Source organism: Micromonospora sp. NPDC000442 (assembly GCF_042898635.1).
In the GTDB taxonomy this organism is placed as follows: domain Bacteria; phylum Actinomycetota; class Actinomycetes; order Mycobacteriales; family Micromonosporaceae; genus Micromonospora.
Genome location: NZ_JBIAYZ010000010.1, coordinates 194,526 through 212,500, shown reverse-complemented (window position 1 = coordinate 212,500; position 17,975 = coordinate 194,526). Strand labels below are relative to the sequence as shown.

At 71.5% G+C, this 17,975-nt stretch carries 14 protein-coding genes; 7 read left to right on the top strand and 7 right to left on the bottom strand.

All coding sequences use genetic code 11. The annotated features are described in order from the left end of the window. Positions 1-85: 85 nt before the first annotated feature. The 3 genes from ACFY2A_RS18540 to ACFY2A_RS18530 all read right to left on the bottom strand — a co-directional run bounded on the left by ACFY2A_RS18540 (position 86) and on the right by ACFY2A_RS18530 (position 2,734). Positions 86-961 (bottom strand): LPXTG cell wall anchor domain-containing protein, encoded by an 876-nt coding sequence (locus ACFY2A_RS18540; protein WP_387172999.1) that lies wholly within the window; start codon positions 959-961, stop codon positions 86-88. Between the two features lie 121 nt (positions 962-1,082). Beyond that, the gene (gene ychF, locus ACFY2A_RS18535; RefSeq protein WP_363922650.1) at positions 1,083-2,168 is read right to left on the bottom strand and encodes a redox-regulated ATPase YchF; all 1,086 of its coding nucleotides are present in this window, start codon (positions 2,166-2,168) and stop codon (positions 1,083-1,085) included. A gap of 83 nt (positions 2,169-2,251) precedes the next feature. After that, positions 2,252-2,734 (bottom strand): hypothetical protein, encoded by a 483-nt coding sequence (locus ACFY2A_RS18530; protein WP_363922648.1) that lies wholly within the window; start codon positions 2,732-2,734, stop codon positions 2,252-2,254. A 220-nt stretch (positions 2,735-2,954) separates the two neighbouring features. Between ACFY2A_RS18530 and ACFY2A_RS18525 the strand changes: the two genes are divergently transcribed. The 5 genes from ACFY2A_RS18525 to valS all read left to right on the top strand — a co-directional run bounded on the left by ACFY2A_RS18525 (position 2,955) and on the right by valS (position 11,878). Then, positions 2,955-4,448, top strand: a complete 1,494-nt coding sequence (locus ACFY2A_RS18525; protein ID WP_387172996.1) for a DNA-3-methyladenine glycosylase 2 family protein — start codon at positions 2,955-2,957, stop codon at positions 4,446-4,448. A 100-nt stretch (positions 4,449-4,548) separates the two neighbouring features. Next, complete coding sequence (locus tag ACFY2A_RS18520) at positions 4,549-5,064, top strand: methylated-DNA--[protein]-cysteine S-methyltransferase (RefSeq protein ID WP_387173087.1); 516 nt, start codon at positions 4,549-4,551, stop codon at positions 5,062-5,064. A 466-nt stretch (positions 5,065-5,530) separates the two neighbouring features. Continuing rightward, positions 5,531-7,381 carry an ABC transporter ATP-binding protein gene (locus ACFY2A_RS18515; RefSeq protein WP_387172994.1) on the top strand — a complete coding sequence of 617 codons (1,851 nt, stop codon included), beginning with the start codon at positions 5,531-5,533 and terminating at the stop codon, positions 7,379-7,381. Beyond that, positions 7,378-9,255 carry an ABC transporter ATP-binding protein gene (locus ACFY2A_RS18510; RefSeq protein ID WP_387172992.1) on the top strand — a complete coding sequence of 626 codons (1,878 nt, stop codon included), beginning with the start codon at positions 7,378-7,380 and terminating at the stop codon, positions 9,253-9,255. Before ACFY2A_RS18515 ends, ACFY2A_RS18510 begins: the two co-directional genes overlap by 4 nt. Positions 9,256-9,313: 58 nt before the next feature. Next, entirely contained in the window at positions 9,314-11,878 is a 2,565-nt protein-coding gene (gene valS / locus ACFY2A_RS18505) for a valine--tRNA ligase (RefSeq protein WP_387172990.1), read from the top strand. 141 nt (positions 11,879-12,019) lie between these two features. Here valS and ACFY2A_RS18500 read toward each other — a convergent pair whose 3' ends face one another. From ACFY2A_RS18500 to ACFY2A_RS18485, 4 genes are read right to left on the bottom strand one after another with little or no spacing between them, the layout of a single operon-like run. Next, positions 12,020-12,730 (bottom strand): ABC transporter permease subunit, encoded by a 711-nt coding sequence (locus ACFY2A_RS18500; protein ID WP_363922640.1) that lies wholly within the window; start codon positions 12,728-12,730, stop codon positions 12,020-12,022. Next, a complete protein-coding gene (locus tag ACFY2A_RS18495; RefSeq protein ID WP_363922638.1) occupies positions 12,730-13,683 on the bottom strand; it encodes an ABC transporter ATP-binding protein in 954 nt (317 codons plus the stop codon). The genes ACFY2A_RS18500 and ACFY2A_RS18495 overlap by 1 nt, the downstream gene beginning before the upstream one ends. Further along, entirely contained in the window at positions 13,680-14,561 is an 882-nt protein-coding gene (locus ACFY2A_RS18490) for an ABC transporter permease (protein WP_387172987.1), read from the bottom strand. Before ACFY2A_RS18490 ends, ACFY2A_RS18495 begins: the two co-directional genes overlap by 4 nt. After that, positions 14,554-15,468 carry an ABC transporter ATP-binding protein gene (locus ACFY2A_RS18485; RefSeq protein WP_363922634.1) on the bottom strand — a complete coding sequence of 305 codons (915 nt, stop codon included), beginning with the start codon at positions 15,466-15,468 and terminating at the stop codon, positions 14,554-14,556. Before ACFY2A_RS18485 ends, ACFY2A_RS18490 begins: the two co-directional genes overlap by 8 nt. 178 nt (positions 15,469-15,646) lie before the next feature. Between ACFY2A_RS18485 and ACFY2A_RS18480 the strand changes: the two genes are divergently transcribed. Further along, entirely contained in the window at positions 15,647-16,231 is a 585-nt protein-coding gene (locus tag ACFY2A_RS18480; RefSeq protein ID WP_387172985.1) for a DM13 domain-containing protein, read from the top strand. Positions 16,232-16,442: 211 nt separating this feature from the next. Then, positions 16,443-17,972 (top strand): adenylyl-sulfate kinase, encoded by a 1,530-nt coding sequence (gene cysC / locus ACFY2A_RS18475; protein WP_387172983.1) that lies wholly within the window; start codon positions 16,443-16,445, stop codon positions 17,970-17,972. The last annotated feature ends 3 nt before the right edge of the window (positions 17,973-17,975 follow it).

Sequence of the window (17,975 nt, the reverse complement as noted above, 5' to 3'; positions counted from 1 at the left end):
CAGGTCCGTCACGCCCCGGAACAGCACGGCACGAGGGTCGCAGGTGGCCCGGATCCGAGCGTCTCGGAGGGGCGAGGGGGCGGACCTACGCCACGAAGCGGGTACGGCGGCGACGGGCGATCAGGTAGGCGGCACCGCCGAGGAGCAGGAGAAGTCCGCCTACGGCGGCCACCATCCCGGTCTGGGTGCCGGTCACCGGCAACCCGCCACCCTGACCGTCGTCCTCGCCGGGGCTGGCAGGAGGTGCGTCCGTCGGCGTATCCGTCGGGGTCACGGTGGGCGCGGCCGTCGGGGTCGCGGTGGGCGTGGCGGTCGGGGTCGGCGTCGGGGTGGTCTCGAGTACGACGCCGACGAAGCCGAGCGGGTTCGGCGGCTCCAGACCCACCAGCGGTGCCGACGGGGAGGCCAGGGTCAAGGGGCCACCGGTGCCCCGGACCGCACTGGTGCCCTGCCCGGCTGAGTCGTCGGCCAGCTTCTGGATGCCGCCGAGCCGGTCGACGTACTCCGTGCTGCGCCAGAAGTGGATGATCGACGAGATGTTCTCCGGACGGGCGTCCGGCTTGGTGGAGATGCCGGCACCCAGCGCCGCCAGGCTCGCGCCCGGGGCAAGCTCGACGTCGAACTCGCACCAGGCCGACTCCTGGTTGCTGTCGACCGCGTACCAGCAGTTCTCGTACGTCTTCGTGAAGTCCAGGTCGTTGAGGATCCGGATGTGGACGACCAGGCCGTCGGCCGGTGCGTCTCCCTTGTTGGTGACGCCGATCAGGGCGGGCACGTCCTCGCCCTGACCAACCAGATAGCCTCGGCGGCCGTCGGTCGGCGGACGCTGCTCGGTGCCGGCCGCGAGCTTCGCCGAGTCGGACGCCTGCGGGGCCGGAGCAGCAGCGGCGGGCGCGGCGGCGAGACCGGCCGCGAGGAGTGCGGCGCTGACAGCGCACAGGGCAGAACGAGGCGTGGTCAAGGGAACCCCGTGGATATCCGTCGATGACCGCGTCACGCTACACGATCCGAGTTACTCCGCGCAGAACACAACCGGTCGATTCAGGGAGTGCCGTTCGACGAGCCTCGCCATCGACCAACGCCTACACGTTGAAGCGGAACTCGACGACGTCGCCGTCCTGCATGACGTACTCCTTGCCCTCGATGCGGACCTTGCCCGCCGCCTTCGCCGCCGCCATCGAACCGGCCCCGACCAGGTCGGCGTAGGAGACCACCTCGGCCTTGATGAAGCCGCGCTGGAAGTCGGAGTGGATCACCCCGGCGGCCTCCGGAGCGGTCGCGCCGATCGGCACGGTCCAGGCCCGCGCCTCCTTGGGGCCGGCGGTGAGGTACGTCTGAAGGCCGAGCGTGCGGAACCCCACCCGGACGAGTTGGTCCAGCCCCGGCTCAGCCTGCCCGATCGACTCCAGCAGCTCCCTGGCCTCCTCCTCGGGCAGGTCCACCAGCTCTGACTCGATCTTGGCGTCCATGAAGACGGCCTCGGCGGGGGCAACCAGCGCCCGAAGTTCGTCGAGGAACTCGGCATTGTTCAGCTCGGCCTCATCGACGTTGAAGACGTAGAGGAACGGCTTGGTGGTGAGCAGGTGCAGCTCACGCAGATGCTCCAGCTCGATGTTGGCCGCCGCCGCACCCGCGTAGAGGGTGGTGCCGCCATCCAGAACATCGACGGCCCGACGCGCGGCCTCCACCGCGGCGGCCCGGTCCTTGCGGAGCTTGGCCTCCTTCTCCAGCCGGGGCAGCGCCTTCTCCAGCGTCTGAAGGTCGGCCAGGATCAGCTCGGTGTTGATCGTCTCGATGTCGTCGGCCGGTGAGACCTTGCCGTCGACGTGCACCACGTTCGGGTCGGAGAATGCCCGCACCACCTGACAGATCGCCGCGGCGTCCCGGATGTTGGCCAGGAACGCGTTGCCCCGCCCCTGACCCTTCGAGGCGCCGCGCACCAGGCCGGCGATGTCGACGAACGACACCGGGGCGGGGATCACCTTCTGCGAGCTGAAGATCTCGGCGAGCTTGTGCAGCCGCTCGTCCGGCAGCCCGACCACACCGACGTTGGGCTCGATGGTCGCGAACGGGTAGTTCGCGGCGAGCACGTCGTTCTTGGTCAACGCGTTGAACAGGGTGCTCTTGCCGACGTTGGGCAGGCCGACGATGCCGATGGTGAGACTCACGACGAGCCAGCTTACGCCGGTACCGCTCGGCCGTCGGCAGGTAGGCCCGACCCGCCGTCAGCGTGTGGCGGGCCAGGCTGGCGTCACCGGTCGTGCTGCGGTGCCGCTTGGCGCGGCACCAGCAGGTCGATCCGCAGGGCACCGGGGGCGAGCCCGGCCGCGGCGGCCAGCGGCAGCGTGAAACGGGCGTTGGCGGCGGGCGCGGCGTGCTGCGACTCACCGAGCATCCAGTGGACCTCGTCGGCCGTCCACCCAAGGGCAGGTCGGGCTGCGATCTCCCGGAGCAGCCGCAGCGCGGCGCGGGTGTCGTCGTCATAGAAGCGCATGCACCAGTGGTGCACCCACATCCCGAGCGCGCGCACCCCGTCCTGGTCGAGCGAGCCGACCAGCCGGCCGCAGGCGGTGTCACCGAAGGCGCGACCCGGATCATCGGCGCGGTCCCGCTCGATGGCCCCGACCGCGGCCGGAGCTACGGCGCGCATCCGGCGATAGAAGCGCTGGACCACTGCCGGGTCGAGTGGTGGGTGCTCGTGTCCCGACGCCGCCCGACCCGCCACGCTAACCATTGCCGCACCCTTCTGGAGTTGGTGGCCGCACGCTACCCACCACAACCGACAGTTCCCCTCCCCCGGTTGTGCTGCCCTGCCGCGATCATGCAGTGGTGGCACACGGCAAACCGGTCATTACCCACCAATCCGGGTGCCACAAGTACATGATCGGCGAGGTGGAGGGTGTGGTCCGAATTCCGCGAGCCGGGTGGGTGGGAGCAGGCGCATCATCGGTTACGTGGAACTGGACTTCGAACGGTGTTACCGGGCCGTCGACAGCCGTGACCAGCGGTTCGACGGCTGGTTCTACACCGGCGTCACCTCGACTGGAATCTACTGCCGGCCGTCCTGTCCGGCGATGACCCCGAAGCGGCGTAACGTGCGTTTCTTCCCGTCGTCGGCGGCGGCCCAGCGGGCCGGGCTGCGCGCCTGCCGTCGCTGCCGCCCGGACGCCTCACCGGGCTCACCCCAATGGGACGTACGGGCTGACGTGGTGGGTCGGGCGATGCGACTGATCGCCGACGGCGTGGTCGACCGCGACGGGGTACCGGGGCTGGCCGCCCGGCTCGGATACACCGAGCGGCACCTGCACCGGATGCTGCGGGCGGAACTCGGCGCGGGGCCGCTGGCACTGGCCCGGGCTCAGCGCGCGCAGACCGCCCGGACCCTGATCGAGACGACCGGGCTGGGGCTGGCCGAGATCGCGTTCGCCGCCGGGTTCGGCAGCGTCCGGCAGTTCAACGACACCGTACGCGCGGTCTACGGCGCACCGCCGTCGCAGTTGCGTAGCGGAAACGGCACGGCCGTCGGTGGTGCGGGCACGGTCACCCTGCGGCTGGCGTACCGGCCGCCGCTGCACGCCGCCGTGCTGCTCGACTTCCTCGCCCGTCGCACGCTTCCCGGAGTCGACGAGGTGGTCGACGGGGCGTACCGACGGGGGTTGCGGTTGCCGCACGGCCCCGGCGAGGCCACGCTGACCCCGGCGGTCGGTTACGTGGCGGCGACACTGCGCCTGACCGACGTGCGCGACCTGGCTCCCGCCGTGGCCCGGTGCCGGCGTCTGTTCGACCTGGACGCGGATCCGGTCGCCGTCGACCAGACGCTCGCCGCCGACCCCGCGCTGGCCGCGATGGTGGCGGCCGAGCCCGGGGTACGCGTCCCCCGCGCGGTGGACGGCTTCGAGATGGCCGTCCGCGCCATCGCCACCCAGCAGGTCTCCCTAGCCTCCGCCCGCACCACCCTCACCCATCTCCTCGCCCACACCAGCACCGTTGATCAAGAAGTTCTGGTCTCAGAAAACGCTTCCGGTCGACGCAAAGTTCTTGATCAGCGGGAGGGGTCGCGGGGTGGGGCGCTGCACGGGTTCGCCACTGCGGAGGAGGTGCTCGGGGTGGCGGATTCGGGGTTTCGGATGCCGGTGGGGCGGCGCGAGACGATCCGGGCGGTGGCGCGGGCGGTCGCGGCCGGTGAGCTTGACCTGGAGTCGGGTGGCGACCGGGAGGAGACGGTACGGCGGCTGACCGCGATTCCCGGCATCGGCGCCTGGACCGCCGGCTACCTGGCCATGCGCGCGCTCGGCGACCCCGACACGTTCCTCCCCACCGACCTCGCGCTACGTCGGGGCGCCGCCGCCCTTGGCCTCACCGACAACCCCAAGACCCTCGACGAGTACGCCGTCCGCTGGCGCCCCTGGCGGTCGTACGCCGTGATCCGTCTCTGGCGATCGGCGTGAGCCCGGCCGCCGGCTCCGCCCGAGTCCGCCCGCCCGACCCAGCCTGGGTTCGCTCGGGCAGGGCAGCATCAATCCCACCCTGGAGAGCCGCATGAGCAGTATGAACACCACCAGCAGCATGATCGACAGCACGGTCGTCGACACCCCCGCCGGGCCGTTCGCCGTTCTCGTTGGTCCAGACGGCGCGGTACGGGCGTCGGGGTTCACCGCGGACCCGGCGAACCTGCTGCCGCTCGTGCACCCGAGCCTGCGCGGCGAGCTGCGACACCGGCCGGAAGTGGGCCCAGTCACCGCAGCCGTCGCCAATTACCTCGACGGCGACCTGGCCGCGATCGACGACGTTCCGGTCGAGCAGCACACCGGCGGGGCGTTCATGTCACATGCCTGGCAGGTGTTGCGCGACGTCAAACCAGGCGCAGCGGTCACCTACACCGAGTACGCCGCCCTGGCCGGCCGTCCCACCGCGGTACGGGCCGCCGCCGCAGCCTGCGCCCGCAATGCCGCCGCGCTTTTCGTTCCCTGCCACCGGGTGCTGCGTACCGACGGCACGCTCGGCGGCTACCGCTGGGGGCTGCCGGTGAAACGCTGGTTCCTCGACCACGAACGACTCGGGTAGCCCGTAACGCACAGTCGGTAACCATCACGGTGTGCAACAACGCCCGCGGGTCGCCCGCCGACCGAAGGTGCCCCACCCGCGCGCTTTGCTCTGCTTCACTCCACGCAACAGGCCACTGAGCAGCGCCGACGCACCGGCAGCGAATCGATCACGAAGCTGCCATCCAACGCGGAGGGTAACCGTTGCGTGGGTTGAAGCAGAGCAAAGGCGAGGAGTAGGAGGGCGGCGAACCGTGACGCACACGCAGCGTCAGAAATCAGCCGGAGAATGATGGCGCCCAGCCGGAGCAGGACCACAAGCAGCGGAGCAACGGCGAGGGGAAGGGGCAGTACGGCGAACGGCGGGGACGACGGAGAGCGGCGGAGGCGGCAGACGGCGAAGGCGGCGGGCGGCGGGCGGCGGGCGGCGGCGCAGCTGACAGCAAGCCGACAGCGGCGTTGCTGCCAGATGCGGCTACCGTCGGGTAGTGGCTGCGGGGAGCGGCGGCGGCCCGGCCGACCGGGGCGAGATCCGTCGACATCCCCTGCGCAACCTCTGGCGGCTCCGCCGCTACCTGCGTCCGCACGCGTTCGAGTTCGGTTGGCTGATGCTGGCCGGGCTCGCCGCCACCGGCGCCGGCATCGCCGTGCCTCTGGTGGCGCAGCAGGTGGTCGACGGACCGGTGGCCCGGCGTGACCTGACCGGCCTGTTCCTGCTGGCCGGGCTGGCGCTGCTGCTCGGACTGACCGAAGCTCTGCTGATCTTCATCCGCCGGTGGGTGCAATCGTCGTCCTCGGTGGCGATGGAGGCGGCGATTCGCACCGACGTCTACGCCCACCTGCAACGGCTGTCGGCCAGCTTCCACGACCGGTGGCCGTCCGGCCAACTGCTCTCCCGGATCACCAGCGACCTGTCGGTGCTGCGCCGGTTCCTCTCCTTCGGCCTGTTCTTCCTCATTCTCAACATGGTCACCTACCTGGTCGTGGTGGTGCTGCTGATCCGGTTGCACCCCGCCTTGGGCCTGCTGGTGGCCGCCAGCGCGGTGCCGCTGTTCCTGATCGCCCGCCGCTTCGGCCGGCACTACCACGTCGCGTCCCGCCGAATGCAGGACCAGCAGGGCGATGTGGCCACGCTTGTCGAGGAGGCCGCGCAGGGCCTACGCACGATGAAGGCGTACGGGCGGGGGCCGCAACTGGCCGCCCGCTTCGCCGCCGGCACCGAGGCGTTGCACGACACCGGGATCGGCAAGGGGAGGTTGCTCGCCCGCACCTCCGCGCTGCTCGACCTGGTGCCGAACCTGACCCTGGGCACGGTCCTGGTGGCCGGTGCCGCCGCGGTCGCCGGCGGACGGCTCACCATCGGTCAGCTCGTGGCCTTCGTCAGCCTCCAGTTGATGCTGATCTGGCCGGTGCAGTCACTCGGCTGGATCATCGCCAACGGGCAGGAGGCGGCCACCGCCGCCGACCGGATCCAGGAGGTGCTGGACACCCGGCCCACCATCGTGGACCCTCCGGTCGCCGTCGCCCTGGCTCGCTCGACGGTGCGTGGTCGGCTCCGCTTCGAGGGGGTGGGATTCCGCTATCCGGGTGGCGCCGCCCCAGTGTTGCGGGGCCTCGATCTCACCGTCGAGCCCGGCGAGACCCTCGCGGTGGTCGGTGCCACCGGCAGCGGCAAGAGCACCCTGTTGTCCCTGGTACCCCGGCTGCACGAGGTCAGCGCCGGCCGCATCACCCTGGACGGGCACGACCTGCGCGACCTGCGGCTGGCTTCACTGCGCGGCCTGGTCGGGGTCGCCTTCGAGGAGCCGACGCTGTTCTCCATGTCGGTGTGGGAGAACCTCACCCTGGGCCGACCCGACGCCGGCGAGGATGAGGTCCGGTCCGCCCTGGCGCTGGCTCAGGCCGAGTTCGCGTACGACCTGCCGCGGGGGCTGCGTACCCGGCTCGGGGAGCAGGGCCTGTCGCTCTCCGGCGGCCAGCGGCAACGACTCGCCCTGGCCCGGGCGGTGCTGATCCGACCGGCCGTACTCGTTCTCGACGACCCGCTCTCCGCGCTCGACGTGCACACCGAGGCATTGGTGGAGTCGGCCCTCAAGCGGGTGCTGCGGAACACCACCGCGCTGCTGGTGGTGCACCGTCCCTCCACCATCGCCCTGGCCGACCGGGTGGCGTTGCTGGAACACGGCCGGATCACCGCTGTCGGCACCCACACCGAACTGCTCGCCGGCGTGCCCACGTACCGCGGGCTGCTCTCCGCCGAGCCGGCCGCGGCGTCGATCGCCGGAACACCGACGTCGACCGATCCGGCGCCTGGCGGCTCTCCCCTGGTGCTCTCGTGACCGCCGCGTCGGCCGTGCCGGATCCACCGCCCGGGACGGATCCGGCCCACTGGCGGGGGGTGGCACCTGACCCGAACGCCGACCGAAGCCTCGCCGAGGACACCGATCCGGCAGCGGTGGCCCGGCTCCGGGCCCGCAGCCGGGCGCTGCTGGCGGACGTGCTGCGCCCGCACCGGGCCCGGCTGGGCACGGCGGTCGCGCTGCTGTTGACCCAGAACGCCGCGGCCATGTCCGGGCCGTACCTGGTCATGCTCGGCATCGACCGGGCGATCGAGCCGCTCCGGGCCGGCGAGCCCGGCCCGCTGATCACCGTGGCCGTGTCGTTCGCCGCCGCGGCCGGCGTCGAGTACGCGGCCCGGCGTGGTTTCCTCACCATCTCCGCCCGCATCGGCCAGGCCGTCCTGCTCGACCTGCGCCGCCGGGTGTACGCACACTTCCTGCACCTGCCGGTGGCCTTCCACGAGCGGTACACGTCAGGGCGGATGATCTCGCGTCTGACCAGCGACATCGACTCGATCGCCGAGCTGGTCGACGGGGGTGTGGAGAGCCTGGTGATGGCCGCTCTGACGATCATCTCGGTGGCCGGCATCCTGCTCTGGCTGGACCTGCCACTGGCCTCGGTGACCCTGCTCGCCTTCCCGCTGCTGTTCTGGTTGTCCCGCTGGTTCGCCCGTGCCTCGGCCTCCGCGTACCGGCGCACCCGGGAGGCGATGGCGCTGGTCATCGTTCATTTCGTCGAGTCGATGCGGGGCATCCGGGCAGTTCAGGCGTACCGCCGCCAGGCACGCAACCAACACATCTTCGACTCGGTCAACGACGACTACCGTCGGTCCAGCCGGCACGCCTTCCATCTGATCGCGACGTACTCGCCGGGCATCAAGCTGATCGGCAACGTCACGGTCGCGGCGGTGCTCTGCTACGGCGGCGCCCGGGTGCTGGGCGGCGACACCGGGGTCGGTGTGCTCGCGGCCTTCCTGCTCTACCTGCGCCGGTTCTTCGAGCCGATGCAGGAGCTGAGCCAGTTCTACAACTCGCTCCAGTCGGCCACGGCGGCGCTTGAGAAGCTCGCCGGGGTGCTCGACGAGCGGCCCGCGGTCGCCGAACCGGTCCGGCCCGTGCCGCTGCCCGACGGCCCGGCCCGCGGCGCGGTCCGCTTCCACGCGGTGTCGTTCGGGTACCGACCGGACTCGCCGATCCTCACCGGGCTGGACCTCACCATTCCCGCCGGGCAGACCGTGGCCCTGATCGGGCCGACCGGCGCCGGCAAGTCCACCGTCGCCAAGCTGCTCGCCCGGTTCCACGACCCGGACACCGGCACGGTCACGCTGGGCGGTGTGGACCTGCGCGAGGTGGCTGACGCGGACCTGCGCCGGGCGATGGTGCTTGTCACCCAGGAGACCCACCTGTACGGCGGCACCGTCGCGGACAACATCCGGTTCGGTCGCCCGGACGCCGACGACGACGCCGTCGAGGCCGCCGCCCAGGCGATCGGCGCGCACGATTTCATCTCGGCGCTGCCCGACGGGTACGCCACACAGGTGCACCGGCGCGGTGGCCGGCTCTCCGCCGGGCAGCGCCAGCTGGTCGCCTTCGCGCGGGCCTTCCTGGCCGACCCGGCGGTGCTGATTCTCGACGAGGCCACCTCGTCGCTTGACGTACCGACCGAACGTCTGGTGCAGCACGCGCTCGGCAGCATCCTGCGGGACCGGACCGCGCTGGTGATCGCGCACCGGCTCTCCACGGTGGAGACCGCCGACCGGGTACTGATCCTCGACCGGGGCCGGATCGTCGAGGACGGGCCGCCGGCCGAGCTGATCGTCGGCGGCGGTCGGTACGCTGACCTGCACCGTCAGTGGCGCGACTCGCTGCTCTGACCCTTTCGTGATCAGGTAATGGCGTGCCCACCACGGTCCCGGTGCCTACGATCGGCGAATGACTGATACGGCGAGGACGGCCCGCACCGGCGTCCCCGAGCGTCCTCATCTGGACGGGCTCGAGGAGACCTGGTCGCGCCGCTGGCAGGAGGAGGGCACGTACGCGTTCGACCGCACCAGGCAGCGGTCGGACGTATACGCGATCGATACCCCGCCGCCGACCGTATCGGGCGAGCTGCACATGGGGCACGTCTTCTCGTACACGCACACCGACCTGATCGCCCGGTTCCAGCGGATGCGCGGCCGGACGGTCTTCTACCCGATCGGCTGGGACGACAACGGCCTGCCCACCGAGCGCCGGGTGCAGAACGTCTACGGGGTGCGCTGTGACCCTTCGCTGCCGTACGACCCGGACTGGGCACCGCCGACCGACCCCGTGGACGACGCCGCCCGGAAGAACCCGACCCCGATCTCCCGGCGCAACTTCATCGAGCTGTGCGAACGGTTGACCGTCGCCGACGAGCAGGTCTTCGAGGCACTGTGGCGGCGGCTCGGACTGTCGGTGGACTGGTCGTTGATGTACACCACCATCGGGTCGGTGGCCCGGGCCGCCTCCCAGCGGGCGTTCCTGCGCAACCTGGCCCGGGGTGAGGCGTACCAGGCCGAGGCGCCGACACTCTGGGACGTCGGTTTCGCCACCGCCGTTGCGCAGGCCGAACTGGAGGACCGGGAACGCTCCGGCGCGTACCACCGGTTGCGCTTCCACGCGCCCGGCGGGCGGGCGGTGCTTATCGACACCACCCGGCCGGAGCTGCTGCCGGCCTGCGTCGCGCTGGTCTGCCACCCCGACGACGAGCGGTACGCGGACCTGGTCGGCACGGCTGTGCGTACGCCCGTGTTCGGGGTGCAGGTGCCGGTGCGCGCGCACCCGCTGGCGGACCCGGCCAAGGGCACCGGCATCGCGATGGTCTGCACCTTCGGTGACCTGACCGACGTGACCTGGTGGCGGGAACTGGCCCTGGACACCCGGGTGGTGATCGGCCGGGACGGCCGGCTGTTGCCGGAGCCACCGGCCGGTGTGCCCCCGCAGCCGTACGCGGCGCTGGCCGGGCAGACCGTGAACGGCGCCCGGCGAACGGTCGTGGAACAGCTGACCGAGGCGGATGACCTGGTCGGCGAGCCGCGCCCGATCAGCCACCCGGTGAAGTTCTACGAGCGGGGCGACCGGCCTCTGGAGATCGTCTCGACCCGGCAGTGGTATCTGCGCAACGGTGGCCGCGACACCGACCTGCGGGAGGAACTGCTGGCGCATGGCCGGGAGTTGCGCTGGGTGCCGGAGCACATGCGGCACCGCTACGAGCACTGGGTGAGCGGCCTCACCGGCGACTGGCTGGTCAGCCGGCAGCGCTACTTCGGGGTGCCGGTGCCGGTGTGGTACCGGCTCGACGACGCTGGCGAACCGGACTGGGCCCAGGCTCTCACGCCGGATGAGTCCGCGCTGCCGATCGACCCGTCCGAGGACGCCCCGCCGGGGTACGACGAGTCGCAGCGCGGCGTGCCGGGCGGTTTCATCGGCGACCCGGACGTGCTGGACACCTGGGCCACCTCGTCGCTGACCCCGCAGATCGTCGGCGGCTGGGAACGGGACCCGGATCTGTACCGGCGGGTCTTCCCGATGGATCTGCGCCCGCAGGGGCACGACATCATCCGCACCTGGCTGTTCGCCACCGTGGTCCGGTCACACCTGGAGCACGGCGCGCTGCCCTGGCGGACGGCGGAGCTGTCCGGCTGGATCCTCGATCCGGACCGCAAGAAGATGTCGAAGTCCAAGGGGAACGTGGTGACCCCGATGGCGCTGCTGGAGCAGCACGGCTCGGACGCGGTGCGGTACTGGGCGGCCAGCGGCAAACCCGGCACCGACCTGGCCTTCGACCCGGCCCAGATCCGGATCGGCCGGCGGTTGGCCACCAAGCTGCTAAACGCGTCGAAGTTCGCGCTCGGGTTGGGCGCCGCCGACGCGCTGCGGGCACCCGCGACCACGCCACTCGACCGCGCCATGCTCGCCGAGCTGTCCGAGGTGGTGGCCACCGCGACAACGGCCTTCGAGGGGTACGACCACACGGCGGCACTCCAGGCCACCGAGTCGTTCTTCTGGCGGTTCTGCGACGACTACATCGAGCTGGTGAAGGAACGCGCCTACGGCAGCGGGGCCGGGGCCGACTCGGCCCGGGCGGCGCTGGCCACCGCGCTGTCGGTGCAGTTGCGGCTGTTCGCACCGGTACTGCCGTACGCGACCGAGGAGGTCTGGTCGTGGTGGCGGTACGGTTCGGTGCACCGCGCGCCGTGGCCGACCACGTACGAGGTGGGCCGGGCGATCCAGGGTGACGGCGACCCGCACCTGCTGCGGCTCGCCGGCGACGCGCTCGGGCAGGTCCGCCGGGCCAAGTCGGAGCGGAAGCTGTCGATGAAGGCGGAGGTGCCGCTGGCCGAGGCGCTCGGCCCGGCCGCGCTGCTCGACCAGCTCACGCTGGTCATCGACGACCTGCGCGCCGCCGGCCGCATCAACAAGCTCGACCTGCTACCCGACCGCACCCCGGAACTGGTAATCGCCTGCGCCTTCTGACCCACGCAAGCCCTCACGCAACGCGCAAGCCCCGCGCAACCCGAGAGACTTGTGCGACATCGGGGGAAGTGCCGCCTCAACAGCCGGGGAGGCAGCACTTCCCCCGAAAGTGCTGCCTCCCGACGCCCGCCCACAGGTGGGTCAGCTGGTTTCGCCGGCTACCGAGAAGGAACGTAGGCGGTCGATGGAGAGGAAGGTGGCGCCGATGATGATGAGCGAGGTCATCACTGCCGCCACCGACACGGAGACCGTGGTGCTGAGCAGGTTGGTCGGGGCTAGCCGGTCGGCCAGGGCGATCACGTAGTGCTGGATCGACAGCACCCGGGTGCCGGTGACCACGTTGCTGAGCAGCCCTTCCCAGATCAGCACGTAGACCAGACCGAGCAGTACCGGTCGCCGGGTGAGCAGGCTGGCCGCCACGAACAGCGCGGTGTAGGCCAGCGCACCGACCGACGCGGCGACGGCGAGTGCCACGCCGAGACGTACCGAGTCGGCCAGCAGGCCCGCCGCGAACAGCGGGACCGCGACGGTGACCGCGGTGGCCCCGGCCGCGACGGCCAGCTTCGGCAGGACGATCTGCCAGCGTGGCAGTGGCGTGGTGAGCACGTGCACCACGGTGCCGTCATCGATCTCGGCCCCGAGCACGCCGGTGCCGACGATCAGGGCGACCACCGGCAGCACCACGGCCAAACCGAGACCGACGAGCACCGGCGGCCCCCAGTCGGCGGGTGCCACCCCGAGCCCTCGGGAGAGCACGGCCAGCCCCACCAGCAGTACCGGCAGCGGAAGCAGCAGCAGGAACCGGCGACGGCCGAACAGGCCGCGCACGGTGATCCAGGAGACAGTGGACATCAGGCCTCCACCAGGTAGGAGAAGACGCTCTCCAGGGACTCGTCCTCGGGCACCAGTTGCTGGACCCGTATGCCCCGGGCCAGGGCGACCTTCGGCAGCATCCGGGTGAAGGCGCCGTAGTCACCGGCGCGTACGGTCAGGCCGTCCCGCCCCAACTCGACCCCGCTGACCGACGTCTCGGCCATCAACGCGACGGCCAGCGCCCGGTCGTCGGTGGAGCGGATGGCGAAGACGTGCGGCCGGTTGGTCATCAGCCGCCGGATGGTCCGGAAGTCGCCGGAGGCGGCGAGGCGGCCGGCGACCATCACCTGGACCGTGCCGGAGACCTGCTCGACCTCCTCCAGGATGTGCGAGCTGAACAGAATCGTCCGGCCCGCGTCGCCGAGGGAGTGCAGCAACTCCATCATGTGCAACCGCTGGCGCGGGTCCATGCCGTTGAACGGCTCGTCCAGCAGCAGCACCTGCGGGTCGTGCACCAGCGCCGCCGCCACCCGGGTGCGCTGCCGCATGCCCTTGGAGTACGTGCCGATGCGGCGGTCCTGGGCGTCGGCCATCTCCACCAGGTCGATGGCGCGGCGGGCGGCGGCCTGCGGATCCGGCAGTTTGTGCAGCTTCGCGGTGGCCAGCACGAACTCGTACGCGGTGAGGAAGCTGTGCACCGCCTCCCGCTCGCTGACCAGGCCGAGTAGGCGGTAGACCTCCGGGTTGCGCCAGGTGGGCCGGCCGTCCAGGGTCACCTGCCCCCGGGACGGGGTGAGGAAGCCGGCCATCATGTGCAGCAGGGTCGTCTTGCCCGCCCCGTTGGGACCGAGCAGCCCGGTCACCCCGGGCCCGAGGCTCATGCTCACGTCGTTGACCGCGACCACGTTGCCGTACCAGCGGGAGACCCCGGCGAGGTCGAGGGTGCTGGTGGTGGCGGTGGCCGCCGGTGCGGCGGTACTCGTCGTGGTCATCGTGCGGCCACCTTCTTGTAGCGGGCCAGCAGCAGGGCGACGCAGCCCGCCACGAGCGCGACGGCGACCAGCGCGTACACCGGGCCGAAGGCCCCGAGGTCGAGGTCGGCGCTGTTGGATTCGGTGACCAGTAGGTCGCGCATCGTCCAGAGGCCGACGCCCTGCACCAGGGTGGGCGGCGAGGCGATGCCGGCGAGCTGGTTCGCCGCCTGCGAGGGCAGGACCGACAGGATGCCGACGATGGGCGTGGTCATCAGGAACACGGCGACGATTCCACCGGCGGCGAAGGCGCGCTTTCCGGTCATCGAGGCGATCAGCAGGCCGACCGAGGCGAAGACCACCGCCCACAGTCCGGCGTAGAGCAGCCCCGGCAGCAGGTCGAGCAGTTCGTCCCAGACCGCGCCCATGCCGTCGGCGGTGAAGGCACCGCCGAGGAACATCAGCAGTTGCGGCGCGCCGAGCAGCAGGAAGAGCGCGGTGACCAGGGCAAGCAGCTTGGCCAGCGGGTAGTCGGCGTGCGGCAGGGGCCGGGAGAAGTACAGCGGCAGAACACCGCTGCGCATGTCCCGGGAGACCAGCTCGGGCGCGGCCACCGCGACGAAGAAGATGACCAGCCAGCTCATCGCGTCGGCGAACTGGGCATACGTCATGATCACTTCGCCGATCTGGCTGCGGATCGCGGTGACCGCAGCGGCCACCATCAGCACGATGCCGACCACCAGCCAGGGAAAGATCTTGGCTTTGGCGCTGCGGCCCAACCCGAAGGTGGTCCGCACCCCGTGCAGGTACAGCGCGCCGAAGACGTGCCGGCGACCGAGCCGAGGACCGGTGTAGCGCTGGTAGCCGATGTCATGGATGACGCCGGTCGGCTCAGGCATGGCTGTGCTCCCTCCGGGCGAAGAGTTCGGCCACCCGGTGCCGGCGCTGGTCCAGCCGGTGCAGGGGCAGGTCCAGTTCGGCCACCGCACCGAGGATCTGGTCGTAGGTGCGCTCGTCGGCCAGCGGCACCAGCAGCAGCCTTCCCTCCCGGCCCACCGGCAGGTCGAGCGCGGCCAGCCGGGCGGCCAGCGCCTCGGTGCCCTCGCTGACCTCGACCGCGAGCACGTCGGTGGCCGAGGTCATGGCGGCTATGTGGTCGGCCCGCAGCAGCCGGCCACCCTCGATGGCGACCAGGGTGTCGCAGATCCGCTCGACCTCACCGAGCAGGTGCGAGCAGACCAGTACGGAGATGCCGAACTCGGTGCCGATCCGCTGCACCAGAGCGAGCATCGCGTCCCGGCCGGCCGGGTCGAGGCCGTTGGTGGGCTCGTCGAGCAGCAGCAGGTCGGGATCGTGCACCAGCGCCTGAGCGAGCTTGACCCGCTGCTTCATGCCGGTGGAGTAGCCGCCCACCGGCCGGTGGCGCTCCTCGTGCAGGCCCACGTGGCGCAGCGCCTCGGAGGCCCGTTCCCGGGCGACCGTGCGCGGTAGGCCGCTGATCCGCCCCAGATGGGTGACCAGTTCGGCGGCGGAAAGGTCGGGCGGCAGGCAGTCGTGCTCGGGCATGTAGCCGACCCGGGCCCGCACCGCCGCCGTGTCGGCGGTCGGGTCGAGGCCCAGCACCTGTATCCGGCCTCGGGTGGGAGTGAGCAGGCCGAGCAGCAGCTTGATCAGGGTCGACTTGCCGGCGCCGTTGGCGCCGACCAGACCGACGATCCCTGGTTCCACCGCGACCGTCAGATCGGACAGTGCGGTGACCCCGCCGCCGTAGACCTTCGTCAACGACTCGGTTGCGATCAGTGTCACGTCGTCAGCCTAGAGGTGTCGGACAATGCGCCGCGCTCCGGAAGCAACCCCCGTTTCCCCTGATACCGGTGCGCCCACGCCCCCTAGGGAGATCGGCCACCGCGCCCCGGCAAGTCGGTTCGCAGTTCGTAAGATTTGCGCGGCTGACACGGTGCGATCATCCGCGACAGACTGGGACATGCTCAGTCGCCGCCTGTTCCGTACCCCGCTGACGTGGATCGCGATCACCGTGCTGGCCGCCGGTTCGGCCTTCGGCCTGTACTGGTTCCAGCCATGGAAGCTGCTGACCGACGCCGAGGTGGCCGAGCGGCTGACCACGGTCGCCACCCCGGCGAGCTCCGCCGCACCGGCCAGTTCCGCCACGCCGACCAACTCCGCCACGCCGGCTTCCCCGGCAGGCCCCGACGCCGCGACGGCGACCCTAGTCAGCTCCGGTGACTTCATCAGCCACGAGCACGACACCTCCGGGAGCGCGCGGATCGTGCGCACCGCCGACGGGCAGCACCGGCTGGAGTTGGTCGGTCTGGACACCTCCAACGGCCCGGACCTGCGGGTGTGGCTGACCGACCAGCCGGTGATCGAGGGCCGGGACGGGTGGCACGTGTTCGACGACGGCCGCTGGGTCGAGTTGGGGCGGCTCAAGGGCAACCGCGGCGACCAGGGTTACGCGATCCCGGGCGATGTCGAGCTGTCGGACCTGACAAGTGTTTCCATCTGGTGCAAGCGGTTCGCGGTCTCGTTCGGGGCGGCCGCGCTGGGCTGAGCGGTCGGGCGCGTACGACGTCGCGAAGCGGCGGGTCCACAGCGGCCCGCAGCAGGGTGCCGCCAGCCCGGTTGCCGCCGCTGCACGCAGCCGGTTCGCGGGTCGGCAGGTGACGCCGTCGACAGCAGTGGCCCGGCGGGCGTGGTGGCGCTCTCGACCGATCGGCGACCGGCTGCGAAACTGTGTGCCGGTCGCCGGAGTTGGGGGTCTGATGAGCAACGGGTGGGTGCTGCCCGACGAGGTGCTGCGGGAAGCACCGACGTACACGCCGCGTCCCGGTGAACTCGCGGATCTCGAGCTGCTGTTGATCGGTGCGTACGCGCCATTGGCCGGGTTCATGACCCGGGCCGATCTGGTCTCGGTCAGCCGCCGAGGCCGGCTCGTCGACGACGCCCCGTGGCCGGTCGCCGTCCCTCTCCAGGTGCCCGCGACGTTGGTTCAGCAGCTCGACCTCGCCGACCCGGGCCGCCGGACGCTGGTGCTCACCGACAGCGAGGGCGCACCGATGGCGGCCCTGGAGGTGGCCGACGCCTGGACGATCCGCGACGGGGTGGCCGGGGTCGGCGGCACCGTGCGCCGGCTGGGCAACGGCGCTCACGGTCCGTTCCAGCGGCTGCGGCGTACGCCCGAGGAGATTCGCGCGTTGCTGCCGCCCGGCCGGGTGCTCGGGGTGGTCGCCGACCGGCCGCTGCACCGGCCGCAGCTGGCGCAGATCGCGCACGCCGTACGCACCCTGAGCGCCCATCTGCTGATCATGATCCCGGTGGGCGAGGACGGCACCGGTGGACTACCACCGGAGGCGCTGGTCCGCAGCGTGTTCGCCGCCCGGGACCGGATGCCTCCGGCGACCCTGGTCGCCGTGCCGTTCTCCCGGCGACGCGACGAGATCAGTGACGCCCTGCTGCTGGCCCGGGTCTCCGCCGCGTACGGCGTCACCCACCTGCTCTCCACCGGCGAGATGCTCTCCGGGGCCGGGCTGCGGGTGCTGGTGCCCCGCGAACTGGCCTACGACAACCGGGACGGCCAGTGGCGCTGGCGCGATGACATCCCGCCCCGCAACCGGCGGCTGGCGTTGAGCCAGGCGGAGATCGAAGACCTGCTGGACCGGGGTTTCCCGCTGCCCGAGTGGCACACCCCTCCGGCGGTGGCGAAGGAGCTGAGCCGGGCCCGACCGCCCCGGCGGCACCGCGGCCTGGTGGTGTTCCTGACCGGGCTCTCCGGTTCCGGCAAGTCGACGGTCGCCCGTGGGCTCGCCGACGCGCTGCGCGAGGAGGGCGAGCGTACGGTCACGCTGCTCGACGGCGACGTGGTACGTCGCGAGCTGACCGCCGGGCTGGGCTTCAGCAGGGCCGACCGGGACACCAACGTGCGTCGGATCGGGTGGGTCGCCGCCGAGATCGCCCGGCACCACGGGATCAGCATCTGCTGCCCGATCGCCCCGTACGCCCAGGCCCGGGCGACCGCCCGGGAGATGGCCGTGGCGGCGGGCGCGGGGTTCGTGCTGGTGCACGTCGCCACTCCGCTCGAGGTCTGCGAGAAACGCGACCGCAAGGGCCTGTACGCCCGGGCCCGAGCGGGGCTGCTCACCGGGATGACCGGCATCGACGACCCGTACGAGGAGCCGACCGACGCGGATCTGGTGCTGGACACCACCGATCTCACCGTCGACGAGGCGGTACAGCGGGTCCTGCACCATCTGACCGAGACCGGCTGGGTGGAGCCCCGCCTGCCCGCGCTCTGACAC

Coding starts and splice junctions, on each gene's coding strand:
- valS (WP_387172990.1), top strand. CDS start 9,314: ATGACTGATACGGCGAGGACGGCCCGCACCGGCGTCCCCGAGCGTCCT.
- ACFY2A_RS18480 (WP_387172985.1), top strand. CDS start 15,647: ATGCTCAGTCGCCGCCTGTTCCGTACCCCGCTGACGTGGATCGCGATC.
- ACFY2A_RS18520 (WP_387173087.1), top strand. CDS start 4,549: ATGAACACCACCAGCAGCATGATCGACAGCACGGTCGTCGACACCCCC.
- cysC (WP_387172983.1), top strand. CDS start 16,443: ATGAGCAACGGGTGGGTGCTGCCCGACGAGGTGCTGCGGGAAGCACCG.
- ACFY2A_RS18490 (WP_387172987.1), bottom strand. CDS start 14,561: ATGCCTGAGCCGACCGGCGTCATCCATGACATCGGCTACCAGCGCTAC.
- ACFY2A_RS18530 (WP_363922648.1), bottom strand. CDS start 2,734: ATGGTTAGCGTGGCGGGTCGGGCGGCGTCGGGACACGAGCACCCACCA.
- ACFY2A_RS18500 (WP_363922640.1), bottom strand. CDS start 12,730: ATGTCCACTGTCTCCTGGATCACCGTGCGCGGCCTGTTCGGCCGTCGC.
- ACFY2A_RS18495 (WP_363922638.1), bottom strand. CDS start 13,683: ATGACCACGACGAGTACCGCCGCACCGGCGGCCACCGCCACCACCAGC.